Source organism: Clostridium algifaecis (genome assembly GCF_017874415.1).
Taxonomy (GTDB): domain Bacteria; phylum Bacillota; class Clostridia; order Clostridiales; family Clostridiaceae; genus Clostridium_B; species Clostridium_B algifaecis.
Map to the genome: position 1 here is coordinate 15,500 of NZ_JAGGLM010000001.1, position 16,928 is coordinate 32,427.

The 16,928-nt window shown below is 30.8% G+C and carries 14 protein-coding genes; 11 read left to right on the top strand and 3 right to left on the bottom strand.

Features of this window, described 5'->3' with window-relative positions; translation table 11 throughout:
• Positions 1-14 precede the first annotated feature (14 nt).
• Complete coding sequence (locus tag J2Z42_RS00075) at positions 15-1,289, bottom strand: SH3 domain-containing protein (RefSeq protein ID WP_209700323.1); 1,275 nt, start codon at positions 1,287-1,289, stop codon at positions 15-17.
• 222 nt (positions 1,290-1,511) lie between these two features.
• Here J2Z42_RS00075 and J2Z42_RS00080 point away from each other — a divergent pair, with 222 nt between their 5' ends.
• The 11 genes from J2Z42_RS00080 (at position 1,512) to J2Z42_RS00130 (ending at position 14,770) form a co-directional block, all read left to right on the top strand.
• Entirely contained in the window at positions 1,512-3,887 is a 2,376-nt protein-coding gene (locus J2Z42_RS00080) for an ATP-dependent DNA helicase (RefSeq protein WP_209700324.1), read from the top strand.
• A gap of 25 nt (positions 3,888-3,912) precedes the next feature.
• Positions 3,913-4,716 (top strand): shikimate dehydrogenase, encoded by an 804-nt coding sequence (gene aroE, locus J2Z42_RS00085; RefSeq protein WP_209700325.1) that lies wholly within the window; start codon positions 3,913-3,915, stop codon positions 4,714-4,716.
• Entirely contained in the window at positions 4,713-5,243 is a 531-nt protein-coding gene (locus tag J2Z42_RS00090; RefSeq protein ID WP_209700326.1) for a shikimate kinase, read from the top strand. The genes aroE and J2Z42_RS00090 overlap by 4 nt, the downstream gene beginning before the upstream one ends.
• Positions 5,243-6,007, top strand: a complete 765-nt coding sequence (gene aroD, locus J2Z42_RS00095; protein WP_209700327.1) for a type I 3-dehydroquinate dehydratase — start codon at positions 5,243-5,245, stop codon at positions 6,005-6,007. Before J2Z42_RS00090 ends, aroD begins: the two co-directional genes overlap by 1 nt.
• A gap of 96 nt (positions 6,008-6,103) precedes the next feature.
• The gene (locus J2Z42_RS00100; RefSeq protein WP_209700328.1) at positions 6,104-6,520 is read left to right on the top strand and encodes a hypothetical protein; all 417 of its coding nucleotides are present in this window, start codon (positions 6,104-6,106) and stop codon (positions 6,518-6,520) included.
• A 23-nt stretch (positions 6,521-6,543) separates the two neighbouring features.
• Positions 6,544-7,191, top strand: a complete 648-nt coding sequence (locus J2Z42_RS00105; RefSeq protein ID WP_209700329.1) for a L,D-transpeptidase family protein — start codon at positions 6,544-6,546, stop codon at positions 7,189-7,191.
• Positions 7,192-7,362: 171 nt separating this feature from the next.
• Positions 7,363-7,626, top strand: coding sequence for a metal-sensing transcriptional repressor (locus J2Z42_RS00110; RefSeq protein ID WP_209700792.1), 264 nt, complete (start codon positions 7,363-7,365; stop codon positions 7,624-7,626).
• Between the two features lie 22 nt (positions 7,627-7,648).
• Complete coding sequence (locus J2Z42_RS00115) at positions 7,649-9,886, top strand: heavy metal translocating P-type ATPase (protein WP_281063507.1); 2,238 nt, start codon at positions 7,649-7,651, stop codon at positions 9,884-9,886.
• Between the two features lie 18 nt (positions 9,887-9,904).
• Entirely contained in the window at positions 9,905-10,132 is a 228-nt protein-coding gene (locus J2Z42_RS00120) for a heavy-metal-associated domain-containing protein (protein WP_209700330.1), read from the top strand.
• A 196-nt stretch (positions 10,133-10,328) separates the two neighbouring features.
• Positions 10,329-12,428 (top strand): heavy metal translocating P-type ATPase, encoded by a 2,100-nt coding sequence (locus J2Z42_RS00125; protein ID WP_209700331.1) that lies wholly within the window; start codon positions 10,329-10,331, stop codon positions 12,426-12,428.
• A gap of 353 nt (positions 12,429-12,781) precedes the next feature.
• Complete coding sequence (locus J2Z42_RS00130) at positions 12,782-14,770, top strand: fructose-1,6-bisphosphatase (RefSeq protein ID WP_209700332.1); 1,989 nt, start codon at positions 12,782-12,784, stop codon at positions 14,768-14,770.
• Positions 14,771-14,780: 10 nt separating this feature from the next.
• On the opposite strand, the gene cls is transcribed toward J2Z42_RS00130, so the two are convergent.
• Both cls and greA read right to left on the bottom strand, forming a co-directional pair.
• Positions 14,781-16,205, bottom strand: a complete 1,425-nt coding sequence (gene cls, locus J2Z42_RS00135) for a cardiolipin synthase (RefSeq protein ID WP_209700333.1) — start codon at positions 16,203-16,205, stop codon at positions 14,781-14,783.
• Positions 16,206-16,349: 144 nt separating this feature from the next.
• Entirely contained in the window at positions 16,350-16,823 is a 474-nt protein-coding gene (gene greA, locus J2Z42_RS00140) for a transcription elongation factor GreA (RefSeq protein ID WP_209700334.1), read from the bottom strand.
• Between the last annotated feature and the right edge of the window lie 105 nt (positions 16,824-16,928).

A 16,928-nucleotide genomic window follows, 5' to 3' on the forward strand; every position in this document is an offset into this window, starting at 1 on the left:
CTAAGCCTTTTATTTTATAGTCTTATATAATCTGAATGAACATATCCTACAACACCGGAGGATGTAGATATCTTGTACCATCGTCCGCTTGAACCAAGGATAGTGACCTTGTTTCCATTTGAAAGGGAACCAATTACACGTCCTGTCCATGGACTATTTCTTAAATTTAATATTGAAGATGAATTTTTAAGAGTTACGGTTCCTGTTTTACCTGAGCTATTGGCATTTGACAAAGTAGATGCAGAAGATGCATTTGAAGAAACTTGTGTTTCACTTATGTAAGAAGATGAAACGTAACCGGTTTTACCATTTGCACAAACTTTATACCAGCTGCCCTGTGTGCCAACTATAGTTAATTTTATACCATTTGACAGATAACCTATAATGGAACCATTTGGTGAGTTTCTTAAGTTTAATGATGAAGAATTATTACTTAATTTTACATAGCCGGTTTTTGATAATGCCGTAGTTGTAGTAGTTGAGCTTGTATTCTTAACTTCATTTGGACTCAGTATATTTCCAACTTTTACATAATCACCATTTACATAACCATATGTAGAATTAAATTTAATTTTATACCAGTTTCCAACCGTCCCGATTATTTGAACGGATTGAGAATTTGAAAGGCTTCCAACTACTCCAAAAGAAGTGTTTGCACCATTTCGTACATTCAATGAACTTGAACTGGATAGCTTTACAGTACCAACTTTAACATTTGTTTCAGTGACCTGTGTTTGTGGATCAGACTTGGAACTTGCAGGAACAGAAGCTCTACCTGAATCAAGATATATATATCCTTTTAAAAATACATTTCCTCTGTCTTTCATCTGAGATTTGGATAATTGTTTTACGCTTCCATCGTAACCTTTTCTTACATTGAAGTTTCCTTCATTTAAATATACAGTATCACCCTGTACATCTTCTACGAATCCAACATGACCATTTCCTGCCGAACCACCGCTCCATACTGCGATTGAATTTGCTCTTGGCTCTGAACCATAAGGGTACACGTTATCACGTGAATTAGCATACCACCATTCAATGGCATTGCCATAAAACTCTGAAGGTAATGCTATGCCTAGTTTCTCTAAAGTTCTTCCATATGTAAACCACGTGCACTGACCCTTGTAACCACATTTCGCAAATATATTTCCTACACTTGTATAAGCACTACTTTGAATGTTTGGAACAGTCCCAGCAGCATGGACATTATTATACATTCCGGCATTAACACTCATAACAGATGCCGAGACAAAAAATGAAAATGCTAATTTTTTAGATGAGTTCATGCTGTACCTCCTAAATATTTATTTGAATTGAAATTAATTATTTTAATTAGTTATCGTATATATTAATTAATAATTTAGTATAATTAAATTATTTAGTTTAATTATACTATATTTTTCATTAATAATCTATTTCTGCCTAATTAAATTTTAATATATTTAGGTATAAATTAGTAGTAAAATAATATGTGATATTATTTTTATTACTTTGAAAGAGCTGATTTCATGGATGATGGCAAAAATAAAATAAAAATATCTGTTAGAAGCCTTGTAGAATTTATATTCAGGCATGGCGATTTGGACAGCAGGCTGACAAGTAATGTGAGAGCCTTACAGGGCACAAAAATACATCAAAAGCTTCAAAAACAATATAATGATGAAAAGTTAAAAAATGAAGAATTCAAATATAATCAGGAGGTAGTTTTAAAATATGAAATAGATTATAGAGAATTTAAATTTTTAATAGAAGGGCGCGCTGACGGTATAATTGAAAAAGATGGATATACTACGGTTGATGAAATAAAAACAGTTACAAAGCCTGTAGATAAAATTGATGAAAATTATAATATTATACATATGGCACAGGTAAAATTGTATGCTTATATATATGCAAAGAAGAATGATTTGGATTCCATATATGTTCAATTAACTTATTATAATATAGATGATGGAAAAATTAAATTTATAAAAAAGAAATTTTATTTGAAGGAACTTTCCGATTTTTTTATGAATGTTTTAGACACGTATTATAAATGGGCTAAATTCAAAATGGATTGGGAAAGCACGAGAAATTCATCAATTGAAAAACTTGATTTTCCATTTATAAAGTACAGACAGGGACAGAGGGAACTGGCAGTAGCTGTTTATGGAACTATAAGAGATGGGAAAAGATTGTTTGTTCAGGCACCTACAGGTATAGGAAAGACAATATCCACTGTGTTCCCGGCCATAAAAACAATTCCAATGAAGATGATAAGCAAGATTTTTTATTTGACTGCAAAAACTGTAACAGGAATTGCGGCAGAAGATACTGTACATAGAATGATGAAAAATGGACTAAGGCTAAAAACTCTTACGTTAACTGCAAAAGAAAAAATATGTTTTAATGAAGACATTAATTGTAATCCGGAGCAGTGTGAATTTGCCCGTGGGCATTATGACAGAGTGAATGAAGCTATATTTTATACCATAAATAATGAGGATTTAATTGACAGGGAAAAGGTTATATATTATTCTCGAAAATTTAATGTATGTCCTTTTGAATTTTCTCTGGATTTATCATTATTTTGTGATTTTATAATATGTGACTATAATTATGCATTTGATCCTAAAGTTTATTTGAGAAGATTTTTTGAGGATTCTAAAGAAGCTTATTTATTTTTGATCGATGAGGCACATAACCTGGTGGATAGAGCTAGGGAAATGTTTTCAGCAGAAATATATAAAAAATCATTCTTAAATGTAAAAAAAATTGTTAAAAAAGATGATAAAATTAAAAAAAATATAAATAAAATAAATACTTATATGCTAAAATTAAAAAAAGACTCAAATGAAAAAACATATATTCAAAAGGATAAATTTTCCGACCTGAATTTTATGTTCATGAATCTTTTAAATCAGCTTGAAAAATGGATACTTGAAAATAGAGAAAATGCTGGTTATGAAGAGGTCCTGGAGCTTTATTTTAATTTGAATTCTTTTATAAGGATATCAGAAATTTATAATTCGGATTTTGTAACTTATGTTGAAAATATAAAGGATGATCTTAAAGTTAAAATGATGTGTATTGATCCAGGTACACTTTTAAATGATGGAATGAAAAGAGCAGCGTCAGCAGTGCTTTTTTCAGCTACACTTTCGCCAATTAAATATTTTAAAGATATACTCGGAGGAAGAGAAGATGATTACAATTTGACACTTTCATCTCCATTTCAAGTTAAAAACAGGGTACTCTTGATAGCAAATGATGTATCTACGGTTTATAAATATAGAAAGAGCAGTTATGCTCCAATTGCTGAATATGTAAATGCAGTAATTTCACAGAAGAAAGGAAATTACATGGTATTTTTTCCATCTTATGAATATATGGAAAAAGTATATGAATTATTTATTGAAAATTATAAAAATGTTAAAACTGTGATTCAAAATTCCAACATGGATGATACGGAAAGAAAAAAATTTTTACTTGATTTTGAAAAGAATAATGATGAAAGTTTTGTCGCATTTGCTGTGCTTGGAGGCATATTTTCAGAGGGAATAGATCTAAAGGAAGATAGACTTATAGGAACTATAATTGTAGGTGTAGGGCTTCCAAAGATATGCATTGAAAGAAATATAATCATGGATCATTTTAATAGCAAAAATGGATGCGGATATGAATATTCCTACATTTATCCCGGAATGAACAAGATACTTCAGGCATCGGGAAGAGTTATAAGGACAGAAAATGACAGAGGTGTAATACTGCTAATAGATAGGAGATTTCTAACAAGTGATTATAAAAGATTATTTCCAAAAGAATGGTATCCAAATAAAATTGTAAGTTCAAAACAGGACGTTCAAAAAATTCTTTGTGAATTCTGGAAAGAAGAACAAAACTAGATATTTTAAAATAGGTGGTGCTAATATGAGTAATTTCTATGGGCTTATAGGAGAAAAATTGGGGCATAGTTTTTCTCCTGTGATAAATGGTTTGATCTTAAAAAAAATAAATGCAGAGGGAACTTATAATCTGTTTGAAATTAAAAAAGGTAATTTGAAGGAAGCTATACAATCACTCAAAATTTTAGGCTGCAGTGGCGTTAATGTAACTATACCTTATAAAATTGAAGTTATGAATTATCTGGATGAAATATCTGAAGAGGCAGCTAAAATAGGAGCAGTAAATACAGTAGCTTTTTGTAATGGAAAATTAAAAGGATACAATACAGATTATTTTGGATTTGGACTTACACTTAAAAAATACAAAATAGATGTGAAAAATAAAAGTGTGTATATACTTGGTACAGGTGGAGTATCTAAGGCAGTGTCGAGATATCTCATGGATAATGGAATAAAATCCGTGACATATGTAAGCAGAGAGGCAAATGGGCATTCAAAAGATAATACAGAAATTATATCCTATGATGAGCTAAAAAGATGTAGGGGAGACATCATAATAAATTGCACACCATGTGGAATGTACCCTGCTGTGGATAATTGCCCTGTAGATAGGAGTACACTCGAAAAATTTGATACGGCAGTTGATTTGATATATAATCCAGAATATACATTGTTTCTGAAATTAGGAATGGAGCTTGGACTTAAAACTGCAAATGGGTTATATATGTTAATAGCACAAAATGCAGCATCTCAAAATGTCTGGAGAGGAATAGACGTACCTTTGAAGGTGATAGATGAAGTATATAAAGAGGGGTGCAGACTGCTGTGAGAGATAAAGTTAAAAATATAGTACTTATAGGTATGCCGGGATGCGGCAAAACAACAATTGGAAAAATGGCTGCTTCAGTATTGAACAAAAAATTTATAGATATGGATGAATATATTGAAAATAAATATAAAATTACCATTCCTGAAATTTTTAAAAGGGGAGAAGAATATTTCAGAAATATAGAATCACTGGCAGCGGTTGAAGTTAGCAATGAATATGATGTAGTGATATCTACCGGCGGTGGAGTAATAAAAAATGAAAAAAATATAATTAATCTTAAAAAAAATGGAATTGTATTTTTTATAGATAGACCTTTGGAAAATATAATAGCGGATGTAGATATAAAAAACAGACCTCTTCTCAAAAACGGAACTCACGAAATAGAAAAAATTTTCAATGAAAGATATGATAGTTATAAGAGCTATTGTGATTTTTTAGTCGATAATACAAGTGATTATGAAGTAGTAATAGATAATATAATTTCTATTTATAATAAAGAATTAAATATACAAAAGGATGAATGTTAATGGGTAGGATAGTTACAATCAGGGGTGTTGATATTGGTAAGGGATTGCCTAAAATTTGTGTACCAATGGTAGGGAGAACTATTGAGGAACTTATTGAAGAAGTTAATTCTTTAAAAAATATTGATTTTGATATTGTAGAATGGCGTGTAGATTTTTTGAAAGAAGTTGGAAATATAGATAAAGTTAAGGAATCACTGAAATCAATTAGAAAAATTATAGGAAACAAGCCTATGATATTTACATTTCGCAGTGCCAGAGAGGGCGGAGAAGCAGAAGCTGAAAGAGAGTTTTATGTTAAGCTCAATAAAACAATTGTAGAGACAGGACTTGTTGATATTATTGATGTAGAATTATTTAATCACGAAAATGATATAAGAGAATTAGTTGATGCAGCCCATAAAAAAGGTGCGGCAGTTATTATTTCAAATCATGATTTTAAGGGAACACCAGAAAGAGAGGAAATAATATCACGTCTTAGAAAAGCTAGAGAGTTGGGCGGAGATATTCCTAAAATTGCAGTTATGCCTAATTCTGTTGAAGATGTATTAACTCTTTTGGATGCAACGCGTATTATGAAGGAGAAGTATGCTGACTGCCCAATTATTACAATGTCTATGGCTGGAAAAGGTGTTGTAAGCAGGTTTGCAGGTGAGCTTTTTGGTTCTGATTTAACCTTTGGAGCAGTTAAAAAAGCTTCGGCACCTGGACAAATTTCTGTAACTGACCTGAGAAAGATTATTGAATTACTCCACGATAATTTATAATTTCTATCATATTTTTTATTACTTGAGTAATATTATTTAGTATTGATGTATTTAATTTCAATTAACTTAATTTAATATTATGATGAAAGGTTAACTATGGAAAAATTTAAAAATATTATGATTGAATTTGTAATTATAATTATCATTTTTTGCATTGTTACTATGGCTGCATTAGTGGATCTTCAAATTAAAAACTCGGACGAAAATTTAAAAGATATACAGAGTGTGCAATATGATTTAAACCAGAATAAAAAAAATATATATGAATTAGAAAACAATATAATTAATATCAATAATCAGATTTCAACATTGAAAAGCAACATGAAATCATCAAAGGGTGACAGAGATAAATGGAACAAAATGGCATCTGAGTACAATATGAAGATTGAGGAACGTGATAAAAAGGCAAGTGAATATGAGGATGCCAGGAAAAAATATTATAATGAATATTATAAATATGAGAGCAGTAAGGGACTTATGAATTGGATTAAAACTGTTATAGGTATAAATTAAATACATTGAAAACAGGTGATGAAATGAAGAATAGAGATAGAATTTATCCAGCTGCATTTTTTATATTTGGAGTAATTTTAATAGCACTGGTTTCAGGAATGTCAATAAAAAATTATATAAAACAAAATAATAATATAAAACAGGTATCAGCAAACAATAAGCAAAAAGAAAGTCAGAAAATATTTTTCAATAGACCACAAAATGATCCTGAAAATACAACTGTAAAAATATATAAATCCAAAAACATAATGGAGCTTTATGGAGATGAAAAATTAATTGGAAGATTCAAGGTAGGCTTTGGGAGAGTTAACAAAGGTTATAAAGAAAAAGAAGGAGATAATAAAACTCCTGAAGGAAGTTATTATGTATGTTATATAAATCCTAACAGCAAGTACAAGTATTTTTTCGGAATAAGCTATCCTAATGAAAAGGATGCGAAAAATGGATTGGACAAAAATATTATAAATAAAATTACATACAATAGAATAAAGGATGCAATAGATGACAGAAGACAGCCGCCCTGGCATACTGCACTTGGCGGAGAAATAGGAATTCATGGCGGCGGAACTAAATCAGATTGGACTTATGGATGTATAGCTATGGAAAATGAGGATATATATAAAGTAAAGGAATATATAAGACTGAGGACCGAAGTGTATATATATAAATAATAAATAAATTTTAATAAGTACTATAAAAATTTATTTATACGTGGTATAATGCAATTGTACTTAAGAATGGTTACCATTTAAGTATAAATTTAAACATACGTGTTTAGATTTATATTTTTAACAAAATAACACCCCACTATGGGGAAGGGGTAGATAAATATGGATTGCTGCATGAATGAAGATAAAAAGAAAGCGCTGCAGGCTTTGAAAACTTCAAAGGGACAAATAGATGGAATAATTAAGATGATAGAGGGGGGAAGATATTGTATAGACATATCAAATCAGATAATAGCTGCCCAGGGACTTTTAAAAAAAGCTAATTTGATGATATTAAGGCAGCACCTTGATAACTGTGTTAAGGATGCTTTTTTAAATGATACAGGAGAAGAGAAGGTGGATGAGATAATGAATCTATTGGGAAAACTTTTAAAATAAATTACTGAAAGGAGGTACTTAATTGGCAGATAAAATACTGGATGTATATGGAATGAGCTGTGCAGCATGTGCAAAAACTATTGAAAGAGTTACTGGAAAATTAGATGGAGTAAATGAAGCTAATGTGAATTTTGCAGCAGAGAAATTATCTATCAGTTTTGATGATTCAAAAGTAAGTCTTCTTGATATAGAGAAAGCTGTAGAAAAGGCAGGGTACAAAGCACTTGACGAAACTCAAAAGAGTGAAGATGATAAAAATAAGAAACAGAAGGAAATACAGGAGTTAAAAAATAGATTTATAATGTCTGCCCTGTTTGCGGTTCCACTTTTAATTATAGCTATGGGTCCTATGATAATAGAGAGCTTGGGAAGTATGCTTCCTGAAATTATTGATCCTATGATACATACAAAATCGTATGCATTGATACAATTGGTTTTAGTTGTACCTGTAATTTTAATAGGAAGAAAATATTTTTCAATTGGTTTTAAATCTCTTTTTAGAGGTAATCCCAATATGGACTCTTTAATAGCAATAGGTACTTCAGCAGCATTTTTATATAGTACAGCTTCAGCAGTACTTACAATTATGGATGGGAAATCGCACCATATGTATTTTGAATCTGCGGGAGTTATATTGACACTTATAACCCTCGGAAAATATTTTGAAGTATTGGCCAAGGGAAAAACATCAGAAGCCATAAAAAAACTTATGGAGCTTGCCCCTAAGACTGCAAGAATTATGAGAAATGGGACTGAAGTTGAGGTTGATATTGATGAAGTTGAAATTGGAGACATAATATATGTAAAACCGGGAGAAAAAATTCCGGTAGATGGAGAAATAGTTCAGGGAATAACTTCAATCGACGAATCGATGCTTACAGGAGAAAGTATTCCTGTAGAAAAAAATATAGGTGATCCTGTAATTGGCGCAAGTATAAATAAAAATGGATTTATAAAATACAGAGCTGCCAAAATAGGAAAGGATACAGTACTTGGACAGATAATAAAATTGGTCGAGGAGGCTCAGGGTTCAAAAGCTCCTATAGAGAAACTGGCGGATATAATAGCAGGCTATTTTGTACCTGTAGTTATAGTTCTGGCATTTATAAGTTCTATAGGGTGGTATTTATATGGTGAATCTTTTGTATTTGCTGTAACCATATTTATATCTGTACTTGTAATCGCATGTCCATGTGCACTTGGACTTGCCACACCGACAGCTATAATGGTTGGAACAGGTAAAGGGGCAGAATACGGTGTACTTATAAAAAGCGGGATTGCCCTTGAATCTGCACATTCAATAAAAACCATAGTTTTAGATAAAACGGGAACAATAACAGATGGAAAACCTAAAGTAACTGATATAAAGACAGTTGATTCCATAGATGAAAATTATCTTCTTAAGATAGCAGCTTCCTGTGAGAAGGCCTCAGAGCATCCACTTGGAGAAGCTATTGTAAGAGAATCGGAAAATAGAAAGCTTGAATGTGAAAAAGTCAATTATTTTAGAGCAATACCCGGGCATGGCATTGAGGCTAAAATTAAAGATAAAAATATCCTAATGGGAAATGCAAAACTTATGCATCAAAACAATGTAAACTTAAAGTATATGGAAGGTATGTCACATGATATGGCATCTAAAGGTAAAACTCCAATGTATGTTGCAATTGATGGAGAAATTGCAGGAATTATAGCTGTAGCTGATACTGTAAAGAAAAACAGCAGGCAGGCTATAGAAAAGCTTCATTCCATGGGAATTGAAGTTGTTATGATAACTGGTGATAATAAACGAACTGCGGATGCTATAGCAAAATATGTTGGAGTAGATAAAACTCTTGCAGAGGTACTTCCGCAGGATAAGGCAAATGAAGTTAAAAAACTTCAGGCTGAAAATAGAAAGGTTGCCATGGTTGGCGATGGAATAAATGATGCCCCTGCACTTGCACAGGCAGATGTTGGAATGGCAATAGGTTTAGGAACTGATGTGGCCATTGAGTCCGCTGATATTGTACTTATGAAAAGTGATTTGATGGATGTGGTAACTGCTATAGATCTCAGCAAAAAAACCATAAAAAATATTAAAGAAAATCTTTTTTGGGCATTTGGATATAATTCACTTGGAATACCAGTTGCCATGGGAGTGCTCTTTATATTTGGAGGGCCGCTCTTAAATCCTATGATAGCTGCACTTGCTATGAGTTTTAGTTCAGTTTCTGTATTATTAAATGCTCTTAGATTGAAAAAATTTAAACCAAATTAAAAGAGGAGGAGTAAGGTTATGTTATTTAGTAAAAAGATTAAAAAAACCGTACATGTAGAAGGGATGAGCTGTCAGCATTGTGTAGCCCATGTTAAATCTGCTTTAGAGTCAATAGATGGAGTTTCAAATGCTAAAGTCGATTTGGACAGCAAGACAGCTGTTATAAAATCTTCTGCTGAAATAAGTGACAGTGATATAAGAAAAGTTGTTGATGAAGCTGGATATAAAGTAACAGAAATAGAATAAAAATTATTCGAATTATTAAAAATGGATTTATTGTTGAGATTATTTTTATCTTCAACAGTAAATCCATTTTGTTTTATATGTAATTTTATTTAAAATTATTGACAAAAAACATATAGTAAACTATATTAATAATATAAACATATGTTCATATGTTCATATTATTGATTTTAATGTATAAATGGTGGGAGGGAGTATTATGGATACAAAGTACAGAGAATTTATATTGGAAGGCATTGACTGTGCCAATTGTGCGGCCAAAATAGAAAATAAAATAAAAAATATCCCTGAAATAAAATATGCTTCACTTGATTTTTTATCAAAGAAACTAAAATTTGAAATTTATAACGAAGATAAAATTGATGAAGTAATCAAAAATATTAAATTGGCAATTAACAGCATTGAACCGGATGCTGAAATTATATATGATGGAAAAAAGAAAAAAGATAAGAACAAATCTGAAAAGATTGAATTAATACTTTTTTGGATAGGAACAGCAGTGTATGCTGTGGCTGCTGCATTTAAATTTTCTTTTTATACAGAATTAATACTCTATTTGATAAGTTATATTATAATTTCAAAGAATGTATTTTTAAAAGCAGCTAAAAATATTTCTCATGGACAGATATTTGATGAAAATTTTTTAATGTGCATAGCAAGTATAGGTGCGTTTTCAGTTAAACAGTTTCCAGAAGCAGTTGCGGTTATGCTTTTTAATAGAGTAGGAGATTATTTTCAAGATAGGGCAGTTGACAAGTCCAAAAGATCCATATCAAGTCTTATGGAAATCAAACCGGATTTTGCAAATGTCAAGATGGATTCTGGTTTTGAAAAAATTGATCCTGAGAATGTCAATATAGGTGATGTTATTTTAATAAAGCCAGGTGAGAAAATACCACTTGATGCAGAAGTTATAGATGGAAGTTCTATGGTGGATACTTCTGCATTAACAGGTGAATCACTTCCGAGGGAAATAAATTGCGGCGATATGGTACTTGGAGGATATATAAACAAAAATGGAGTTTTAGTTGCTAAAGTAACTAAAAATTTTAAAGAATCTACAGTGGCAAAGATACTTGATTTAGTGGAAAATGCCAGCAGCAGGAAAGCACCTACAGAAAAATTTATTACAAAGTTTGCGAGATATTATACACCTGTAGTAGTAGCACTTGCGGCAGTACTTGCGATTTTTCCTCCATTGATTTTTGATGATGATTTTTCAAAATGGTTTTACAGGGCACTTATATTTCTAGTAATTTCATGTCCATGTGCTATTGTTATATCTGTACCTCTTGGATTTTTTGGAGGGATAGGAGGAGCTTCTAAAAATGGTATTCTTGTAAAGGGTGGAAATTATCTTGAGGCCTTGAATGATATTGATACTATAGTGTTTGATAAGACGGGTACACTTACAGAAGGTACATTTAAGGTGACAGATGTGAAGCCCTTCAATGGATTTAAAAAAGAAGATGTTTTAAAATATGCAGCTCTGGCTGAGGCATTTTCAAACCATCCGATAGCACTTTCAATACTTAAATTTTATGGCGAAAATGTGGACAAGGATTTAGTAGAAAAATATATGGAGGTATCAGGAAAAGGCGTTACAGCTTATATTGATGGAAAAGAAATTTTAGCTGGAAATTCAAATTTCATGATTGAGAAAAAAATATCTTATGATGAATCAGATAATATTGGAACTGTAGTTCATGTAGCTTTTAACAGAATTTATATGGGATATATACTGATATCCGATGAAATAAAAAAAGATTCAAAAGATGCAATTAACAAGTTAAAGGATATGGGGATAAAAAACATCGCTATGCTCACAGGAGATAATGAAAAAATTGGAAAGCTAGTTGCAAGTAAGCTGGGCATTGATAAAGTATATACTGAACTTCTGCCGGATGAAAAAGTAGAAAGATTGGAATATATAGATGGTAGAAAGGGAAATAATAAGAAAATGGCATTTGTAGGTGATGGAATAAATGATGCTCCGGTGCTTGCAAGAGCTGATGTTGGAATTGCAATGGGAGGTATAGGTTCAGATGCAGCAATTGAGGCTGCAGATGTAGTTATAATGACGGACGAACCTTCTAAAATAGCAGTGGCTATTAAGATAGCCAGGAGAACTAAAAGCATAGTAACCCAGAATATTGTATTTTCATTGGGAGTCAAATTTATAATATTGATTTTAGGAGCTGTAGGAATAGCTAATATGTGGGGAGCAGTTTTTAGCGATGTAGGTGTTGCAATTATAGCCGTATTGAATTCTATGAGAGCTTTAAAAGTAAAATTATGAATTTAAATACAACTAAAATAGTACAGAATATAAATCTGTACTATTTTAATTATAAAGTTATTGAAAAAACACGTAAAAACCTATTGATACAGGACAAGTTATATTATATAATAATATTGTAGAAAGAAGTTATTAAATCTTTATTACCCACAATCTTATAATTAAATAAATAATTAAATGTTATATGCCCGTTTAAAATAAACGGGCATATAACATTTAATTATTTTTAAATTGTGCTATACTAATTCTAAAATTATGATGTACAATATAGGGATAATGTACTATAATTAACTTAATATAATATTATTATTTGATAATCTAATACTAAATTAATTATGATAGGGAGAAATAATATGATATCTGATAATATAAATGATAGTTTAATTGAAAAAGATTTAAGATACCTCAAGCTTCTTTCCAAAGAGTATCCTACAATATCCAGTGCAAGTACAGAAATTATAAATCTTCAAGCAATACTTAATTTGCCAAAAGCAACAGAACATTTTATAAGTGACATACATGGTGAATATGAATCATTTACACATATGCTTAGAAATGCTTCCGGAGTAATAAAAAGAAAAATAGACGATGTATTTTTGAATACTCTTACTGAAAAGCAAAAATCTGAACTTTCTACTATTGTATATTATCCTGAAGAAAAATTGAATATTATTGAAAAAAAACATGATGATCTTGACAATTGGTATTCAGTTACTCTTTACAAGCTTATACAACTTTGTAAGAATGTATGCTCAAAATATACGCGCTCTAAAGTTAGAAAGGCGCTGCCTAAAGATTTTGAATATATAATAGAAGAACTTTTACACGAACAGGGAGACAAAATAGATAAAAAAGCATATTATAGCGAAATAATAAGGACTATAGTAAATATAGGAAGAGCCAGAGAATTTATTATAGCTATAGCAAATGTAATACAGAATTTAGTTGTGGACAGACTGCATATTATAGGAGATATATATGACAGAGGGCCTGGTGCTGAAATAATTATGGATGCTCTTATTAAACATCATTCTGTAGATATTCAATGGGGAAACCATGATATTCTGTGGATGGGTGCAGCTGCAGGCTGTGAGGCATGTGTTGCTAACGTGCTTAGAATATGTTTGAGATATGCTAATTTAAATACGATCGAAGAAGGATATGGTATAAATTTACTTCCACTTGCTACATTTGCTATGGATACTTATGCTAATGATCCCTGCAAAGACTTTATACCAAAGGTTATAGACAAAAACATAAATAAGAAGGATATGGATCTTTTTGCAAAAATGCATAAGGCAATAGCCATGATACAATTTAAATTAGAGGGAAATGCAATAAAGAATCATCCGGAATTTAAGATGGATGACAGGCTGCTTTTAGATAAGATAGACATAGAAAAAGGTGAAATAAATATAAACGGGGAAAAATGCAAATTAAATGATACCAATTTTCCTACAGTTGATTTCAAAGATCCATATAAATTAACCGATAGAGAAATATGTATTATTAAAAAGCTTACGAGGTCTTTTACAAATAGTGAAAAACTTCAAAGACATATTAAATTTTTATATAAGAATGGCAGTATGTATTTGGTCTATAATTCAAACTTGTTATATCATGGATGTATACCATTAAATGAGGATGGTAGTTTTAAAAAAGTAAAGATAGGCAATTCAACGTACAGTGGAAAATCTCTTCTCGACAAGTACGATAAATTAATAAGAAATGCATATTTTTCCAAAAACAATATTAAAAATAAACAATATGGTATGGATATGCTGTGGTATATGTGGTGTGGAGAAGATTCACCGCTATTTGGTAAAAAGAAAATGACTACTTTTGAAAGATACTTTATTGATGATTCTGCTACCCATAAAGAGGATAGAATAAGTTATTATAAATACAGGGATAGTGAAAAAATATGTAAGAATATACTAAAAGAATTTAATCTTTCGCCTGAAACTTCTCATATTATAAATGGACATATTCCTGTAAAAACTAAAGACGGTGAAAGTCCTATTAAAGCAAATGGAAGGCTGCTTGTTATTGATGGAGGATTTTGCAAGGCGTACCAGCCTGAAACAGGTATTGCAGGTTATACGCTTATATATAATTCCTACGGTTTTCTTTTAACTTCACATAAACCATTTACATCAATAAAAGATGCAGTAGAAAATGATAAAGATATACTTTCATCCACCACTATACTTGAACATGCTGCAAAAAGAAAAAGAGTGGCGGATACTGATATAGGAAGGGAATTAAAGAAGCAGGTAGAAGATTTGGAAAAATTATTGATCGCATATAGAAAAGGATATATTGAAGAAAATAGAAAATAATTTATCCAAATCAAAGCAGTGATGAAAATATCCTGCAAAAACCTTGAAATATTTTATTTATGGGTGACAGATTGTTGAAATAATCTTCTGTTGCCCTTTTGCTTATTTTAAGGTCCTGAAAGAATAGGTCATCCAGTTCTTCAGTTGTTTCTTCATCATATATCATAGCATTTATCTCATAATTCAATTCATAACTTCGTATATCCATATTTGCAGTACCTATGGTGCATAAATTGCCGTCTATGGATGTAGTTTTGGCGTGTATAAAAGAATCCTTGTCATAGAAATAAATCTTTACTCCATTTTTAACCATATCATCTAAATAAGTCATGGAAGCATAGTATACCAATATATGATCATATCTTCCTGGAAATAATATTCTGACATCTACTCCACTTAATGAGGCTACTTTTATAGCATTTAATATACTTTCCGTAGGCACGAAATATGGGGTGGTTATATATATGTGATCTTTTGCCATGCTTATCATCTTTAATACAGCTTGTTCAATGGCTGGAAATTCAGAATCTGGTCCGCTTTTAACAAGCTGCATCAATTTATTGCTGTCGGTTTCAGTCTGTGGAAAAAATTCTTCAAAATTTCCATCGTAGAAAAAGTATTCCTTATTGGCAGCTTTTATAGTAGCAAAATCATCTATGAATACAGCCTGGAGTCCAAATACAAAGTCACCTTTGACCATTATATGGGTATCCCTCCAGTAGCCAAATTTTCCTTTGTTTAAATATTCATCTCCAATATTTATGCCGCCAACGAATCCAATTTTGCCGTCAATAACAACTATCTTTCTATGATTTCTATAATTTATCTGTGTATTTATATGTCTTAAAAGAGGTGCCAGAAAGTATGAATATTGTACTACATCTACACCTGCAGATATTAATTCATTTATATAAGACCTTTTTAATTTTATGCAGCCGACTCTATCAAGTATTAGTCTTACATCTACACCTTCCCTGGATTTTTTTATCAGAATGTCCTTTATTTCATTCCCTATGGAATCACTTTTTATAATAAAATACTCCATATGAATATGATGTTTTGCTTTTAAAAGTTCTTCTTTCAAGTATGAAAATTTTTCAACTCCGTTTTTGAATATCTTTATGCTGTTATTTGTAAAAAGAGGAGATTCACTGTTTTTTGATAAAAGTTCAATTAAAGGTTTATAAGTGTAGCTTTTTACCTGCTTTATCGCTTCGTCTATAAGTTCTTCTATGTTAATATTTGTTTCATCATGTAATGTATGCTTTTTCCAGTTTCTTCCCAAGAATGTATAGGCAACAAGACCTAGCACTGGCAATACTATAAAAACTGATAACCAGGCTATAGTTTTTTCAGGATTTTTTCGCTCAAGTACTATTATTATTACAGAAACTATTGCATTTATTATGATTATTGAATAAATAATAGCAGACAAGTTCTCTTCCCCCTATCTATAATTTTAATTATTTTTACAAATAAAATAATCTGCAAATTATTGCAGATTAATATCTATTTATTATAACATATTATTTTATATATAGGTATATGATAATTTGCATATTTGAAAATCTGTTTAATGTTAACAGTGAGCTTTTTCAATATTTTCAATTCTAACAGAGTATGTTCCTTCTGGAGATTTTATATTAACTTGATCTCCTGTAGTATGTTTATATATGGCAGAACCTAGAGGTGATTCTATACTTATTTTATTATTGGCAGGATCTGCTTCTATGGTTGTTACTATTTCAAATTTCTCAATTTCATTTTCATCGAGGAAATTTATATATACAAATTTCCCTATTCCAACTTGCTTTTCAGCTGTAGTGTCTTTTATTATTTTTGCAGTTCTTATCATTCTTTCAAGATATCTTATCCTGCTTTCATTATGGGCTCTATCTCTTTTAGCTGCTTTGTATTCATAATTTTCACTAAGATCGCCCTGTGCTCTTGCTTCTTTCAAATCCTTATTTATCTCCCACCTTGTCACTACTTTCCTGTGTTCAATTTCCTCTTTAAGTTTGTTTATAGCCTCTGTTGTAAGATAATTATTCATAGAAAAAAACACCTTCTCTTTAAATTTCTATATAGTTATAATAACATTATTTTTGCCTATTGAAAATATTGACAGAGTATAAAACACAGTATATACTGTATATAA